The following is a 15778-nucleotide window of genomic DNA, read 5'->3' as shown; positions in this document are numbered from 1 at the left end:
TAATTATGGAATCGATGAAAGTTGCTGATTTTATGAATCGTCGTCCGGCTGTTTTTACGGCCACAATGCCTATCGAGGTGGCTGTGGAAAGATTACTGCAGACTCGCCAGCGTGGCGGTCCTGTGGTTGATGACCAACGGCGTGTAATCGGCTTTTTGTCTGAGCAGGATTGCCTCGCGACCATGCTGCGCGATACTTATCATAAGGAAATGTCGGCTAATGTTGGCGATTGTATGTTCAAAGGTGAAGTTTTAAGTGTTTTCGCCGGTGACTCTATTACTGACATCGCCCAGCGTATGGATGCGAAAAAGCCAAAGGTCTATCCGGTGCTCGATGATGACAACCGCCAGCTGGTTGGGGTTATTTCGCGCACCGATATACTCGGCGCTATTGACTGCTATTTCCTCGATTCTTACCGACGCCGTTAACAAGCTGGCGCGACACTGGTAAACTCTGGCCTTTCCGCTGATGTAACTGCAGGATAGTGCGTGCAAACGACGATTCATTTCCCTGACGACCTACCGGTCGTCCAGGCCAAAGCTGAGATCCAACAAGCGATACGTGATAACCAGGTGGTTATCGTGGCGGGCGAGACTGGTTCAGGTAAAACCACGCAACTGCCCAAAATGCTCTTAGAACTTGGTTACGGCCAGCATCAACAGGGTACCCTGATTGGCCATACCCAGCCGCGGCGCCTCGCTGCCCGCAGTGTAGCGCAACGTATTGCCGACGAGTTAAAGACACCGTTAGGCGAAACCGTTGGTTATAAAGTTCGCTTTCAGGATCAGACCGCGCCCAGTACCGCCATCAAGTTAGTGACGGACGGTATGTTGCTGGCTGAGTTACAGAATGACCGCATGCTACGCCAGTACGATGCACTTATTATCGATGAGGCGCATGAGCGCAGTCTGAATATCGATTTTATGCTGGGTGTACTGGCCAAACTCCTGCCTAAGCGTCCTGACTTGAAACTGGTGATCACCTCAGCAACCATTGAAACCGAGCGCTTCGCCAAGCATTTTAATAACGCGCCGGTGATTTCCGTAAGTGGCCGTACCTATCCCGTTGAAACACGCTATCGCCCACTTGAAGGGGATGAGGATAGCGGCGATGTGGTACAGGGTGTTTGCGATGCAGTGCAGGAACTCTTTCGTGAGGCCAGCGGCGATATTTTGATATTTGGCTCGGGCGAGCGGGAGATACGCGACTTTGCCGAAGCAATTAGCGAGCTGGACTTGCCGAATACGGAAATCCTGCCCTTGTTCGCCCGTTTGTCAGCGAACGAGCAGAACCGTGTCTTTCAAAGTCACAGTCAGCGGCGGATTGTAATAGCAACCAACGTTGCAGAAACCTCCTTAACCGTCCCCGGAATTCGCTTTGTAATCGACCCGGGTACGGCGCGAATCAGCCGTTACAGTTACCGCACTAAAGTTCAGCGCCTGCCTATTGAAAAGATTTCCCAGGCCAGTGCCAATCAACGTATGGGGCGCTGTGGCCGGGTCGCGCCAGGCATTTGTATCCGTCTGTACAGCGAAGAAGACTTTCTGCAGCGGCCGGAATATACCGAGCCGGAAATACTACGTACTAACCTGGCAGCGGTTATTTTGCAGATGACCGCAGCGAAGCTTGGCGATATCCGCAAATTTCCCTTTATTGACCGACCTGATGAGCGCTTTGTTAAAGATGGCATGAATCTGTTGCAGGAACTGCATGCCTTACAGCTTAGTAAAGGTAAGCGGCGTCGCGGCCAGCCGCCGGGGCCGCAATTGACCGGATTGGGCCGACAACTGGCACAATTGCCCATAGATCCTCGTCTGGCACGGATGGTATTGGCCGCCAATGAATTCGGTTGTATGCAGGAAGTTATGGTGATTACGGCTGCGCTGAGTATTCAGGATCCGCGGGAACGGCCCCAGGAAGCACGGCAAAAGGCAGATGAGTTCCATCAACGTTTTCATGACAAAGATTCTGATTTCAATGGCTATCTGAATCTTTGGAATTATTTGCAGGAGCAACAGCGGACACTATCAAAAAGCCAGTTCAGGAAACAGTTAAAAGCTGAGTTTTTGCATTTTCTGCGGGTGCGTGAGTGGCAGGATGTTTACAGCCAAATCCGGCAGACGGTTCGCGGTCTGGGGTATAAGATCAATCAGGAACAAGCGAGTTTTGAGGCCGTACATCGGGCACTGTTAACCGGCTTATTGTCGCATTTAGGTAATAAGCAGGAAGGTCACGAGTTTTTAGGGGCGCGTAATCGCAAGTTTTACATTTTCCCCGGCTCTGGTCTGTTTAAAAAGCCACCGAAATGGGTAATGGCGGCAGAACTGGTGGAAACCAGTCGTTTATTTGCGCGCGTTAATGCCCGCATTGAACCTGAGTGGATTGAGCCCGCGGCCAGGCATCTGGTGAAACGTAACTATTTCGAGCCACACTTTTCGAAAAAGTCAGGCTCTGTGGTTGCGGATGAGCAGGTGACATTATACGGCTTGATCATCGTACCGCGGCGGCGGGTGCAGTATGGCCCGGTTGATCCGGTAGCTGCCCGTGAAATTTTTATTCGTGACGGTCTGGTGAGCGGTGAACTGAAACGGCAGTTACCCTTTATCAGACATAACCGGGCCTTAATAGAAGAAATTCGTGAACTTGAGGATAAGTCGCGACGGCGCGACATCCTGGTGGACGATGAAGCACTCTTCCATGCTTATGAAGCAGAAATCCCGGCGGGCATTTACAACGAACAGTTGCTGGCAGGGTGGTGGCATAAAGCTGCGAAGAATGATCCGCAACTGCTGTTCTTTGAACGTACAGATTTGATGACGCAGGATGCCGGCCATGTCACCGAGCTGGATTACCCGGATAGCTGGCAACAAGGGGATCTGACCTTGCCGTTGAGCTATCACTTTGAGCCCAATGATCCCATTGATGGGGTGGCGGTGCATGTACCATTGACGTTGGTGAACCAGCTTAAACCCGAGGGCTTCGACTGGCAGGTACCGGCGTTGCGCGAGCAGCTGGTGGTGCACTGGATCAAATCCCTGCCAAAAAACTGGCGCCGCCATTTCGTGCCTGCGCCGAATTACGCGCAGGCATTCCTGCAGGCCTGTGCTGAGGAAAAAGATCCTCATGCGTTACTGCAGCGTCCTTTGCTTGAGGTACTGAGCGAGAAGTTACGGCGTATGACGGGGGTAACTGTGCCTGACGATGCCTGGGATGCCGCCCAGCTACCAGACTATCTGCAGTTGCGGTTTGTTATCGAAGATGAAAAGGGCGCTACTGTTGCTGATGGTCGTGATCTTTTGATGCTGCAACAGCGCTTACAGGGCAAGGTGCAGCATGCGTTACGTGAAGCTGTGGCGGAACAGCCAGCGCAGAAGGCGGTAACAGACTGGCAGTTTGGAACCTTAGTGGAAGTTCGTGAACGTCAGCACCGTGGCTACTCGGTCAAAGCTTATCCGGCTCTGGAAGCGACCAAAGACGGCGTGCGGGAAACCTTATTTGATAAGCCTGAGCAGGCGATATACTCGCATCAAAAAGCATTACGAAAACTGTTGCAACTGCAACTGCCGTCACCGGTGCGTTACTTGCAGCAAAGCTTATCGAATAAAGCTAAGCTGGCGATGTACTACAACCCCTGGGGCAAAGTCGATGCTTTAATTGAAGACTGCATTGTTGCTGCCCTCGATGAATTTATTGCAGCACAACCGATTCGTAACGAAACGGCCTTTCGCGATGTGGTAGAACTGGCTCGGGGGGAGCTCAATGAACGTGTAACTGCCATCGCCCGGCAGGTTGAACCTTGCTTAGTGCGTACGCAAAAAATTCGTAAACAATTGAAAGGTTCGGTGGCACTGGATCAAATTCAGGCGCATGCGGACATAAAACAACAACTTGATGAGCTGGTGTATCCAGGTTTTGTCAGTGAGGCAGGAGCGCAGCGATTAATGGATATTGAGCGCTATTTGAAGGCCATTGAGCAGCGTCTCGAGAAATTGCCGGTGGATCCAAATCGCGATCGGTTGCATTTACTCACTTTACAAAAACTGACTGCTGCGTATAAAGAGCTTAAGGCCAAATGGCCAGCGGGACAGGCACTGCCTGAACCGGTTGTCGAAATTCGCTGGATGCTGGAGGAGTTGCGGGTAAGTTTCTTCGCCCAAAAACTAGGAACCCGCTATCCGGTGTCGGAGAAGCGGGTTCAACAAGCGCTGGCAGCGGTGAAAACTTAGGCAGCGTACAAGTCTAAGTTTTCTCGTGCGTAAGCTTCAAACTCTGTGCAGCCACCAATGTGTTTTTCATCGATGAAAATCTGCGGCACTGTTAGTACCGGCGCGCCTACGGTTTTTTCAAGATCAGCTTTGCTGATCCCTTCTGCGTGCATGTCGATGTAACGAAACTCGAAGTCGTCACGATCTTCGACCAATTTCTCTGCGATTTGCTTGGCGCGGACACAAAACGGACAACCAGGGCGACCAAAAATTACTGTAAACATACTTACTCCCACAATTTTTAAACTACATACTATGTGGCGTATTCTGCCTGAAATGGCTGGTGATCGCCAATGATCTCGATCTATTGCCGGTATCGGTTTAATCGATTAGTGGTCAATTTCTAAATCTGAGGTGGGTACGCAACAGCACGCCAGACAGTCGCCCGGGCGAACGATAGCGAGGGGTTCGTTGATGTAGGCAATGGTGCCGCTGGTAACTTGTGTGCGACAGGCGCCGCAAAAACCGTCACGGCAGTGGTAGCGTGTTTCGATGCCAGCTGCTTCCATCGCTTCGAGCAAAGAAGAGCCCTCGGATGGATCAACGGTCAGCTCATGCTGACCGTTGACGCGTACTTTAAAGGTGGTGCTCATGGCAGTTACAGCTCAAAATCCCCTAAATCCGATGCGCTCACCGAGCTATCGATTTGGCCGACCAGGTAAGACGAAATCTCCGCTTCCTGTGGTGCAACCTGAACGTTATCCGAGACTAAATATTTGTTCATCCAGGGTAATGGATTATTGCGCTGTTTAAACGGCGCATCAAAACCTATAGCTTCCATGCGCATGTTGGCGATGTATTCAACATACTGGCACAGGATCTCTTCGTTGAGACCAATCATTGAGCCGTGCTGAAACAGGTAATGCGCCCATTCTTTCTCTTGTTCAACCGCTTTCATGAATATCGCCAGGGCTTCATCACGAAGCTCTTCGGCAATTTCCTTCATTTCTGGGTCGTCCTGACCGTATTGCCACAGATTCAAGATGTTCTGCGTCGAGACTAAATGTAAGTTTTCATCGCGCGCGATCAAACGAATGATCTTCGAGTTACCTTCCATTAAATCACGCTCAGCGAAGGCGAAAGTACAGGCGAAACTGACATAGAAGCGGATGGCTTCAAGGGCGTTCACAGAGTTGATACACAGAAACAGCTTCTTTTTGAGCTCGCGCATGGAGACGTGATGAACCTCACCATCAATTTCGATATCACCCTCACCATGGGTTTGCCAAAGCTGGGTGTAAAATATCAGGTCGTCATAGTATTGCGAAATATCATTAGCCCGCTTCTGAATTTCTTCATTAATGACGATGTCTTCAAAAACCTGGCTTGGGTCGGTAAACAGGTTACGCAAAATGTGGGTATACGAGCGCGAATGAATGGTCTCAAAGAATGACCATGTTTCTATCCAGGTCTCCAATTCAGGAATGGAAACGATCGGGAGCAGGGCGATATTCGGACTGCGTCCCTGTACCGAGTCCAGCAACGTCTGGTATTTCAGATTCGAGATAAAAATATGTTTTTCGCTTTCGGTTAGGTTTTGAAAGTCAACGCGATCGCGACTGACATCAATCTCTTCCGGGCGCCAGAAAAAGCTGATTTGTTTCTCGATGAGCTTTTCAAAAATACTATGTTTTTGCTGATCATACCGCGCTACGTTGACCGAATTTCCGAAGAACATCGGTTCCTGCAACGGATTAATCTGGTTCTTATTAAAGGTTGAATAACTCATTAAATTAGCGCCTTATTATTAGATTTTGCTATGTAGTTAGTTTTTATGTAACAGCTGGGTGGGTGGGTCGGTTCTGAATCCCGCCGACTATAGCTCACTACACTCACTCTTTACTTACATAGCAACATAATTTGTAACTGCCCTCTAATGTATCACAAAATCAGGCTCTATTTGAGCAAAAAAGAACCCTTTTGATACAAGTGCAAAAGCGTCAAAATGTTACATTTCATTACTCAGATCCTCCGTTGAACGGTTGAGGATGTTTCCCACCTTCAACTGTTTAACGGTTGAGTATTTTGGTGCAGGAGATATTATTCACGGTTTTTCTTGTCTTGTAAGGGCGTTATAACAGCGCCTGTTAGCAGACCTGCCATCATCAAACTTAATCTCTAAGAGAATGCGAATGACCTAAAGTACCCCGGCCTTTGTCTAAGCTTCAACAGTAAACTACTGCCATCAAGTTGGAAAGGGGTTTGCGGAAAAGTTGGCTATAATCCATTGCAGCAATCAGACAAATACTCTAGGCATCGATCGACTGCGGAAATCAGTTCTGGCTCCCTATTAAGAATGTTTTGCCAGTATGCATTTTCGTTTCGTACGGCCTTCCCTACGTGTATAAAATTTCTGTACTCAAGCAGCAAATTCAAGCCATCCCATATAGCTGCAATCTCTTCACGCGGAACACCATCGGTTGACCAAGCTGTCAACAATTTACCAAATGACTTCTTAGATAGCTGCCTTTGATACGGCTAAAAGTTCTCCCCGACTTGCCAAAATCCCCTCAATTATTGAGCAACCAAAAACAAAATAAGACTTTATAGCACCAGTCCGTAAAGATAATGAAATAGAGGGTAAGCCGGGATTTATACAGAAATCGCCAAACCTAGTCTACTCAATTGATAATTGTGGATTTTTAACTTAATCGTGTGTCCTGTTGGAAAGTAACCAGATTGGATAGAATGGATCCAGGACATCTAAGGTATCTTGCGCTGATAGCGGCCGAAGCTTTCTGCTCTAGTGCTCTACGGCGTCAACTAAATGCAATCTAAATGGCTGTTGCCCACGGTCGTCGGGTTATTCATCGAAGTAGAGACCGAACTTCTCGTAAAATTTTCGGAGTCTAGTATTGAGCAGTGTCTCTACCAGGCCACTGCCAATTCCGTATTAGCGGTGCGCTTCATTAAGAAATAAATCATCAATGTGAATAACATCGTCGTCAATGGTACAAATTTAGGTGCCCGAGCCTTACTGACGGTACTTGCTCGCGAACAGTCTGAAAATTCTCAATGTTTCACGATGTATTGCATGCAATGAACCCGTATCTTTTGTTTTATAAATGTACTACTGCTCTTGGTAGGAGCCAGCAGCTCGTAGTTGCGAACCCTTCTCAAGCGTACTTTTACTGCTTATTGATCTGCCGTTGGTCTTGTCTTCTCCCTATCAATTGTCTCATCCAGCGCAGCAAGATAATTGCTTAACATCTTTAGTGAATGTTTGAGCACATAACTTTAAGCCTTCTACCATCGTAAGGTATGGGAAGAGCTCATCAGCCAACTCATTGACTGTCATTCCTGCTCTTATCGCCATTACAGCAGCTTGAATCAACTCACCAGCTTCTCCTGCGACGACTTGAACACCGAGCAGCCGGCCGCTGCCACTTTCTGCGACAATTTTTATAAACCCTTGGGTATCGAAGTTAACCAATGCCCGTGGGACATTTTCAAGGCCCAACGTGCGGCTTTCGGTGACGTAACCACCAGTTTTAGCATCAGCTTCTGATAAACCCACCGTGGCGACTTGTGGATCAGTAAAGATAACCTCGGGCATGGCACTGAGATCAAGATGCGCATCACCGCCCGTCATGTTAATAGCGGCTCGGCTGCCGCCTGCGGCGGCGACATAGACAAACTTCGGCTGATTCGTACAGTCGCCTGCCGCATATACTCTTGAGTTAGAGGTTTGCATGCGATCGTTAATCGTTATGGCACCGCGCTCGGTTTGTACGGCGATGGTTTCTAAATCGAGGTTTTCCGTATTGGGCGTGCGGCCTGTGGCCACGAGCAGTTGTTCTGCTTTTAATGTTCCGGCATTGGTTTTGAGAATGAAGTGTTGTCCGTCGTAACGCACTTCGCTGGCTTCTGTATGCTCAAGCACATTGATGCCTTCGTGATAAAAAACAGTGGCTATTGCCTCACCAATGGCAGGCTCGTCTTGGGATAACACCCGACTGCGAGCCAAAACAGTAACTTCACTACCGAGACGCGCGAAGGCCTGTGCTAATTCAAGAGCAACGACCGAGGCTCCAATAATAGCGAGGCGCTTAGGAATGTTACTTAGCCCTAATGCGCTTGTCGAAGTAAGGTAAGGGGTTTCAGCTAAGCCGGGGATGGGTGGTTGTGCGGGTCGGGCCCCGGTGCCGATAAAAGCACGGTCAAAGTGAACCGTTTGCTCACCGCCATCGCAAAGTGATACGGAAAGAGTTTCATCGTTTATAAAGCGGGCTTCGCCGTTAATAACGGTAATGGCGGAATTCTCTCTAAGAATACTCTGGTATTTGGATTCACGGAGTTCTTCTACCCGAGCCTGTTGTTGCTCGAGGAGAGCTGATCGATTTACCTTAAGAGTATGGGTACTTAAGCCTTTATCAAAAGGGCTTTCTCGCCGCAGTTGGGCGATATGAGCCGCTCGGATCATGATTTTAGACGGGACACAGCCAATATTGACACAAGTTCCGCCAATAGTACCTCTCTCAATGAGCGTCACTCGGGCACCTCCCTCGGTCGCTTTGAGTGCCGCAGCCATCGCACTGCCGCCGCTACCAATGACAGCAATGTGTAAATTGTTATTACTCATAACGGTTACTCCTTGGTCTTTCAGTTTTACAGCAGCTATAAGGCATTGTGATGTTTCATGACTGATTTTTTGGTGCCGTTGCTTTCAGTGTTGATGGGTATCCTGCATTTGTCGTTGCTTCAGTGAGCTGCTTAACTGACGTTTTTTCGTCGTCGAATGTCACGGTTGCATCCCGCTCTTCAAAACGGACATCGACGGCGCTCACACCTGCAACTTGGCCAAGTGCAGCTTTGACAGTAATTGGGCAGGTGACGCATGTCATACCGGGTACTGATAGCGTAACCGTTTTCTCAACCGCCAATGCGGGCATGCTAAACAGTAAAAATAAAATGGTTGTTATCATTGTTTTTTTCATCGTGTATTGCCTCCTAGTAAAACAAAGGAACAACATAGGGGTAAGCCAATGCTGTTAAAGTAAGCACCGCAACGAGCCAAAACATCACTTTGTAGCTCTTACGAGCATTTGGCGTTGCGCAGGTGTTATCAGGGTTGCAGTCATCAGCACGCCGGTATATTCGACGCCAGGCAAAGAATATGGCAATCAATGCAATGGTAATAAAAATGGGTCGATAAGGCTCAAGTGCTGTGAGGCTCCCAATCCAGGCCCCGGATACACCGAGTGCAAGTAATATGAGGGGACCCAGACAACACGCAGATGCCAGAGTCGCTGCGATCCCTCCCGCGAGAAGAGAGCCCCGACCAGATTTTGAATTTGACATAAGAGTAACTCCTTCGGGCATTTTGCTTTAATGTGTTAATCTTAAACCCGTACCTCACTACGGAAGCAATAGCTATGTTAAAAAAACGCAACGTAATGACAATTGGCACGCTGGCCAAAACAGCCGGCGTGGGCGTGGAAACGGTGCGCTATTATCAGCGCCGAGGGCTAATGAGCGAGCCGGAAAAGCCGTATGGGGGGATCCGACATTACGACGAACAAGCGCTTGCTCGGCTTCATTTTATTCGCGCGTCTCAATGGCTTGGATTTAGTCTGGATGAAATTGGTGAGCTATTAACTCTGCAAGATGGCGCTCATTGCGATGAGGCACGGGAGCTTGGGGAGCAAAAGCTCACCAGTGTTCGTCGAAAGATATCGCACTTACAGCAAATTGAACGAGCGTTGAATGAGCTGGTGCAAAAATGCAGCGCCGGACACGGAGATGTCTATTGTCCACTGATGGCCTCGCTTAATGACGGGGTTGAGGACGCTACCACGGACAAACATAAGGTGCGTTAGTCTGTGTAGTAAAACTTTTGAGCGGAGTTCTTTAACTGAATTGCTTTATAGCTAACGCCAGCCATACACAAGAATCCCCATACCGGTTAGCACAAACGCCGTGCCAATCAGGTCGAAATTGGATAGTGGCGATTTATCGACAATTCGCAGCCAGACTATGGCAGTTAACACGTAAATACCACCATAAGCTGCGTAGACCCGCCCGCTTTCCGCCGGATGAAGTGTTAACAAGTAAGCAAATAAGGCTAAGCTCACTGCCGCCGGAATGAGCAACCAAACCGAATGGCCCTCTTTGAGCCATAGGTAGGGTAAATAGCATCCGACAATTTCAGCAATTGCGGTGGCAATAAATAAGCCCAATGTTTTCATTAAAAATAATGCACTCATTATCAGTTGTCCCTACAGGCTTCATCAGGATCTTCTAGTTCTACCGTTGTATGGCTTAAAGCATAGGGCGCAAGGACGTCATCGATGCGCTGTTTTAAATCGCTACGGGCCTCGATATCAAGGTTTTTAGATAACACCAAATGAACGGTTAATACATGCTCCTCGCCATCTAGTGACCAAAAATGCAGATGGTGTAGGTCAGCAACATGAGGTAGCTCCAGCAAAGTGTCAGCGACTTGTCTGTAGGTTTCTTTGTCCGGAGTTGCTTGTATGAAGAGTTTCAGCGTTGCCCACAGGTTGCGCAGCACATTCACTAAAATAAATAGAGTAAAACCAATCGACAGTAGCGGATCGAGAATTGGCCAATCCACAAACAGCAAAACAATACCAACGATAAGTACAGCGACCCAGCCGAGAACATCCTCCAGCAAGTGCCAGTTAATAACGCGTTCGTTTAACGTTTTGCCCTCTGACAATTTGTAAGCAGCAAATCCATTAACTGTAATGCCAACGACGGCTAAAGCAATCATGCCATCAGCGACGGGCATCTGAGGGTTCCAGAGTCTGGGAATTGCTTCCACAAGTACCCAGGCAGAGCCTGCGATTAACACAACGGCATTAATAAATGCACCGGCAAGATTCAGTCTTTTATAACCGTAGGTAAAGTGTTGGTTAGCCTGTTTTTTGCCAAGTTTATTTAGTATCCACGCGAGACCTAACGACAGGCTATCGCCAAGATCATGAACGGCATCAGCTAAAATGGCGGTACTGTTGGTAAGAAAACCACCAATGAACTCAATAATGGTAAAAACAAAGTTAAGCAGGAATGCCCAACCTAATCGGTTGGACGGCATGTCCTTTGAGTGATCATGGTTATGGTGATGTCCCATAATACGTTCCTCTTTTAATAAAAGGGGGCGACAATAACCGCCCCCTTAAATGCTATTGAACCCTAACGGCTCAGATCCTTAATTTTTTGTTTCGAAAACCAAGGATAGAGCACGGGTAAGATAACCAATGTCAGCAGAGTAGCTGATACCAAACCACCAACAATGACGGTAGCCAGTGGGCGTTGAATTTCAGCCCCTGCACCGGTTGCAAACAGCATGGGAATGAGTCCTAACGCTGAGGTTATTGCTGTCATTAATACCGGGCGTAGTCGCGACCACGCGCCATCAAACACGGCATCATTAACCGCATGCCCATCGGTTATTCTCTGGTTAATACTCTCGACCAGAACCACACCGTTTAGTACCGCCACACCAAACAGTGTGATGAAACCCACGGCGCTGGGCACCGATAAGTACTGTCCTGACACATAGAGTGCCACAATACCGCCGATGACTGCCAATGGTACATTCACCAAAATCAACATGGCTTGACCCATGGTGCCGAAAGCAAAATAAAGCAGCAGGGCGATGAGTGCCAGCGATATGGGAACGACAATGGACAAGCGCTCCTGTGCTCGTTGTTGACTTTCGAACTGGCCACCAATGTCGACTGAGTAACCGGTTGGTAAATCCACCTTCTCGTCAATCGCCTTCCTAATATCGGCAACCACGCTACCCATGTCACGACCCTGAACGTTCGATTGAATCACAACGCGACGCTGTACGTCATCACGACGGATTTGCGGTGGTCCTGATTCAATTGCGACGTGGGCGACTTCGCCTACGGTTACCCAGGCTCCCGAAGGAGTTAACAAGCGTAACGAGCGAATAGACTCCGGCGTATCGCGGAATTGCTTGGCCAGCCGCACGTAAATATCATAGCGCTCATTACCGCGAATGATCTGGCCTGCCGAAGCGCCACCCAAGCCATTGTCGACAACGCTCAGTACATCGGAGACATTTAAGCCGTAGCGTGAGAGTTGTTGGCGTTTCGGCGAAACCACGAGTTGTGCTTCACCTTTTATTTGCTCCATCGCTACTGCAACGGCCCCGTCAACTTGCTTGACGGCACTTTCTATTTCCTGGCCTTTACGGGCCAACACGTCAAGCTCGGGTCCAAATAGTTTGATGGCTAGCTGCGATTTTACACCTGAGAGCAGTTCATCAACCCGTGTTGCGATAGGTTGTGAAAAATTAAACAACAAGCCTGGGTGAGCATCGAGTTTTGCCTCCATTTTTTCTTGTAAGGCGTAGCGATCCGATGCTGTTGTCCATTCAGACTGCGGCTTGAGACCCACGTATATCTCGATGTTGCTGATAGGCTCTGGATCACCACCCACTTCAGCTCGTCCAATGCGGCTGAGTGCGTAGGTGGTTTCCGGGAACGACATCAGGATTTTTTCAAGCTTCGGAGCCACCTCTAAGGCCGTTTCAAGGTTAGAGGAGGGGGCTAATGTCACGCGAATATTAATCGTGCCTTCTTCCAATTCGGGCGCAAATTCTGTGCCGAGACGAGGCACTAACACCAAAGCGCCGACAAACAGCACACCGGCCAGGGTAATAACAGCCTTTTTACTGCGTAACGCCACCGATAATAGTCTTTTATAACCATTATCTAGTGGTTTAAGCAGTTTATTTTCACGAGGCTTAATACCCCGACTGAAAAAGTAACTGGCTAATGCCGGGACAACCATAATGGCCACAAAAACCGCGGAGATAATGGCCAACATAATACTGATCGCCATGGGCTCAAATAATTTAGCTTCAACACCCTGAAAACTAAACAGTGGCATAAAGACCACCAAGATAATCATGGCGGCAAAGAATACCGGTCGTGCCACTTCGTTAGCCGCTTCCTTAACTCGCAGCTTGATACCATGGCTATCGAGTTTGGCTGCCTGAAGATCCGGGTCGCGGTGCTCTGTGCGTTGCTCGGCGTCGCCTTGGTGTTCACTATCCGGACGACTTAAGTGCTTAAAGATGTTTTCAACCATCACCACGGAGCCGTCGACCAGCATACCAATGGCAACAGCAATCCCGCCCAGCGACATCAGGTTAGCTGACATGCCCATCGCGGACATTACCATCAGGGCAATGGCGATAGAAACGGGAATGGACAGTAACACTAAAAAAGTAGCGCGTATGTTGAGCAAAAACAGTGCTAATACTGCGATAATAAAGACAAAGGCAATGAGCAGTGAATATGCGACCGTAGATACGGCTTTTTGTATTAAATCGGCCTGATCATAATACGGCTCAAAGGTGACACCCTCGGGTAATGCTTGCTGAATAAGCGGAATGCGCTTTTTAATACCGTCGATGGTGGCTTTGGTATTCGAGCCCATGCGTTTGAGCACAATACCCGACACCACTTCGCCCAGCTGGTTGACCTCGCCGTCGACTTTACGCGACATTGAGACCGCTCCCTGGCGAATTTCACTGCCGATTTCGACGTCGGCAACCTGGCCCAGTGTTACGGAAACGCCGTCAACGGTTTTGAGCGGTATTTGTTGTATCTGCTGTAGACCTTTTTTACCGCTTTCCAGCCAGCCGGTGCCGCGAATAACCAACTGCTCCTGACCGCGGGGCATATACCAACCACCAACGTTACCGTTATTCTTGTTGACCGCGCCCATGACGTCTTGCTGGGTAAGGTCGTAAGACAGCAGCTTGGCGGGATTGAGGTTAACCTGATATTGCTTAACTTCACCGCCAAAGGACAAGACTTCGGTAATTCCCTCAACGGGCATCAGTAGCAGTTTAACCACATAGTCGTTAAGACTGCGTAGCTCCATGCTACTGACATCAGAGCCCGGCTCGGCAAGTAGCAGATACTGATAAACCTGGCCGAGACCGGAAGAGTTAGGGCCCATTTCGGGCGTGCCGACTCCCTCTGGAATCAATTCCTTTGCCGCTTGCAGCCGCTCGAATACCAGTTGCCGGGCAAAGTAGATATCGACACTCTCGTCAAATACCACGGTAATGCCCGATAAACCTGTTTTTGAGATTGACCGAACTTCTTTGACGTCGGGCAGGGCATACATCACCGACTCTATCGGATAGGTAATCAGCTGCTCGACTTCGGTCGCTGCTAATCCGGGTGCTTCCGTATTTACCGTTACCTGAACGTTGGTAACATCGGGAAAGGCATCCAGATTAAGTTTGGGAATAATAAAAAATGACGCAATGCTGATGCTGAATAAAGCCAATACCAATAACAGGCGATTGGCGACAGCAAACTGAATAATGCGCTGAAACATACAACCTCCTGTTAGTGGTTATGTGGGTCAAAACCGCCTTTAGCGATTTGTGAGCGAACGAAAAACGCGCCGTTGTCTACGTATTTTGTGCCTTCCTTAACGCCTCGAATAACTTTCCACGGACCCTTTTCATCAACCAATTCGACTTTCTTCGGTTCAAACTTTCCGGGTTCGTGCTCAATGAATATCTGCCAGTCACCATCAGGGGCCCGCATTAAGGCTGAGTCCTTAACTGCAAGCACCGGTCCATCCGACTTGACTGAGAAATAAACATCCGCAAATAAACCAGGGTGTAATTGGTCCTTTTCGTTATTTACCGCAAGTCGTACCGTTCGAGTGCGGGTTTTATGGTCTATTGTGTGGCCTTCCTGAATGACTTTTGCCGCAAAGCGCTGATTGTCGACACTCACTGTAACAGGATCACCAAACTGCACACTAAGGTCAGCTGAGCCTGGTAGACGAGCATTAACCCACAAGGTTTCTTCTTGCAGCACTTCAACCAAGTGATTACCGGCATTAACTTGCTGGCCTTGCTTGAAGTTATCGCTAACCACAATCCCGCCAATTTCTGAGGTCAGTTGGTATTCGCCGATAGGGTAGTTAGCTTTACTTAAACGCTTAATGTCGCTGGCTGACATACCAAATGCTTTGAGTTGCGCTTGCGCTGAGGTAAAGGCGTTTTTCGCTTCGACAAAGCGTTTTTCACCCACCGTTGACTCGCCGAGTGACTGCACGCGTTGCCACTCGTTAAGTGTGACCAAATACTGACTTTGCGCCTCCGCCATGGTCGCGCTGAAGAGGGTTGCCAGCGGCTCACCTTTTTCGACGTGGTCGCCAATACTGACAAAACGTTTGAGCACGGTCGAGTCGATGCGCGGACTCACGATATAGCTATTAAAGTCGTTAGCAACCACCTCGCCCGGGGCATAAACCGGATATTCAATGACTTGAGTTTGCAAGGTTCGCGTGGTGATATCTGCCATGGATAGCTGCTTGCTGGATAGCTCCACGCCTGAGCTTTCCTTATGTTCACCTTGCTCGTGTTTGCCTTCTTCCTTGTGGGTATCTTCTTTTTCGTCGTGTCCGTGTTCATCCTGCGCCATAACCGAAAAGCTCAGCGCAAGTGCTATTGCTGCGTATAAAGGTTTTACTGACAT

13 protein-coding genes are annotated in these 15778 nt (G+C 48.8%); 3 read left to right on the top strand and 10 right to left on the bottom strand.

The window, feature by feature from the left end; genetic code table 11:
- Positions 1-5 precede the first annotated feature (5 nt).
- Both CWI69_RS03975 and hrpA read left to right on the top strand, forming a co-directional pair.
- A complete protein-coding gene (locus CWI69_RS03975; protein ID WP_126762079.1) occupies positions 6-428 on the top strand; it encodes a CBS domain-containing protein in 423 nt (140 codons plus the stop codon).
- 60 nt (positions 429-488) lie between these two features.
- Entirely contained in the window at positions 489-4226 is a 3738-nt protein-coding gene (hrpA, locus tag CWI69_RS03970) for an ATP-dependent RNA helicase HrpA (protein WP_126762077.1), read from the top strand.
- On the opposite strand, the gene CWI69_RS03965 is transcribed toward hrpA, so the two are convergent.
- The 6 genes from CWI69_RS03965 to merT form a co-directional block, all read right to left on the bottom strand.
- Positions 4223-4489 carry a GrxA family glutaredoxin gene (locus tag CWI69_RS03965; RefSeq protein WP_126762075.1) on the bottom strand — a complete coding sequence of 89 codons (267 nt, stop codon included), beginning with the start codon at positions 4487-4489 and terminating at the stop codon, positions 4223-4225. The two genes, hrpA and CWI69_RS03965, sit on opposite strands and share 4 nt — an antisense overlap.
- 105 nt (positions 4490-4594) lie before the next feature.
- The gene (yfaE, locus tag CWI69_RS03960; RefSeq protein WP_126762073.1) at positions 4595-4858 is read right to left on the bottom strand and encodes a class I ribonucleotide reductase maintenance protein YfaE; all 264 of its coding nucleotides are present in this window, start codon (positions 4856-4858) and stop codon (positions 4595-4597) included.
- A 5-nt stretch (positions 4859-4863) separates the two neighbouring features.
- Positions 4864-5994, bottom strand: coding sequence for a class Ia ribonucleoside-diphosphate reductase subunit beta (nrdB, locus tag CWI69_RS03955; RefSeq protein ID WP_126762071.1), 1131 nt, complete (start codon positions 5992-5994; stop codon positions 4864-4866).
- Between the two features lie 1449 nt (positions 5995-7443).
- Entirely contained in the window at positions 7444-8847 is a 1404-nt protein-coding gene (gene merA, locus CWI69_RS03950; protein ID WP_126762070.1) for a mercury(II) reductase, read from the bottom strand.
- 55 nt (positions 8848-8902) lie between these two features.
- Positions 8903-9202 carry a mercury resistance system periplasmic binding protein MerP gene (gene merP, locus CWI69_RS03945; RefSeq protein ID WP_034818174.1) on the bottom strand — a complete coding sequence of 100 codons (300 nt, stop codon included), beginning with the start codon at positions 9200-9202 and terminating at the stop codon, positions 8903-8905.
- Between the two features lie 13 nt (positions 9203-9215).
- Entirely contained in the window at positions 9216-9566 is a 351-nt protein-coding gene (merT, locus tag CWI69_RS03940) for a mercuric ion transporter MerT (RefSeq protein ID WP_011234881.1), read from the bottom strand.
- A 74-nt stretch (positions 9567-9640) separates the two neighbouring features.
- Between merT and merR the strand changes: the two genes are divergently transcribed.
- The gene (gene merR, locus CWI69_RS03935; protein ID WP_011234880.1) at positions 9641-10084 is read left to right on the top strand and encodes an Hg(II)-responsive transcriptional regulator; all 444 of its coding nucleotides are present in this window, start codon (positions 9641-9643) and stop codon (positions 10082-10084) included.
- A 51-nt stretch (positions 10085-10135) separates the two neighbouring features.
- Here merR and CWI69_RS03930 read toward each other — a convergent pair whose 3' ends face one another.
- The 4 genes from CWI69_RS03930 to CWI69_RS03915 all read right to left on the bottom strand — a co-directional run bounded on the left by CWI69_RS03930 (position 10136) and on the right by CWI69_RS03915 (position 15778).
- Positions 10136-10471, bottom strand: a complete 336-nt coding sequence (locus CWI69_RS03930; RefSeq protein ID WP_011234879.1) for a YnfA family protein — start codon at positions 10469-10471, stop codon at positions 10136-10138.
- Positions 10472-10473: 2 nt separating this feature from the next.
- Positions 10474-11361, bottom strand: a complete 888-nt coding sequence (locus CWI69_RS03925; protein ID WP_011234878.1) for a cation diffusion facilitator family transporter — start codon at positions 11359-11361, stop codon at positions 10474-10476.
- Positions 11362-11423: 62 nt separating this feature from the next.
- Positions 11424-14621: an efflux RND transporter permease subunit gene (locus CWI69_RS03920; protein WP_126762068.1), complete on the bottom strand. Its 3198-nt coding sequence runs from the start codon at positions 14619-14621 to the stop codon at positions 11424-11426.
- An 11-nt stretch (positions 14622-14632) separates the two neighbouring features.
- Positions 14633-15778 carry an efflux RND transporter periplasmic adaptor subunit gene (locus tag CWI69_RS03915; protein WP_058577379.1) on the bottom strand — a complete coding sequence of 382 codons (1146 nt, stop codon included), beginning with the start codon at positions 15776-15778 and terminating at the stop codon, positions 14633-14635.

This window comes from Pseudidiomarina halophila, assembly GCF_003987215.1.
Taxonomy (GTDB): domain Bacteria; phylum Pseudomonadota; class Gammaproteobacteria; order Enterobacterales; family Alteromonadaceae; genus Pseudidiomarina; species Pseudidiomarina halophila.
This window is presented reverse-complemented; position numbering and strand designations above follow the sequence as displayed.

Bases quoted from the DNA above. Each gene is read 5' to 3' on its own strand.
- CWI69_RS03975 (WP_126762079.1), top strand. From the start codon at position 6: ATGGAATCGATGAAAGTTGCTGATTTTATGAATCGTCGTCCGGCTGTT.
- CWI69_RS03965 (WP_126762075.1), bottom strand. From the start codon at position 4,489: ATGTTTACAGTAATTTTTGGTCGCCCTGGTTGTCCGTTTTGTGTCCGC.
- yfaE (WP_126762073.1), bottom strand. From the start codon at position 4,858: ATGAGCACCACCTTTAAAGTACGCGTCAACGGTCAGCATGAGCTGACC.
- nrdB (WP_126762071.1), bottom strand. From the start codon at position 5,994: ATGAGTTATTCAACCTTTAATAAGAACCAGATTAATCCGTTGCAGGAA.
- merA (WP_126762070.1), bottom strand. From the start codon at position 8,847: ATGAGTAATAACAATTTACACATTGCTGTCATTGGTAGCGGCGGCAGT.
- merP (WP_034818174.1), bottom strand. From the start codon at position 9,202: ATGAAAAAAACAATGATAACAACCATTTTATTTTTACTGTTTAGCATG.
- merT (WP_011234881.1), bottom strand. From the start codon at position 9,566: ATGTCAAATTCAAAATCTGGTCGGGGCTCTCTTCTCGCGGGAGGGATC.
- merR (WP_011234880.1), top strand. From the start codon at position 9,641: ATGTTAAAAAAACGCAACGTAATGACAATTGGCACGCTGGCCAAAACA.
- CWI69_RS03930 (WP_011234879.1), bottom strand. From the start codon at position 10,471: ATGAGTGCATTATTTTTAATGAAAACATTGGGCTTATTTATTGCCACC.
- CWI69_RS03925 (WP_011234878.1), bottom strand. From the start codon at position 11,361: ATGGGACATCACCATAACCATGATCACTCAAAGGACATGCCGTCCAAC.
- CWI69_RS03920 (WP_126762068.1), bottom strand. From the start codon at position 14,621: ATGTTTCAGCGCATTATTCAGTTTGCTGTCGCCAATCGCCTGTTATTG.
- CWI69_RS03915 (WP_058577379.1), bottom strand. From the start codon at position 15,778: ATGTCAGTAAAACCTTTATACGCAGCAATAGCACTTGCGCTGAGCTTT.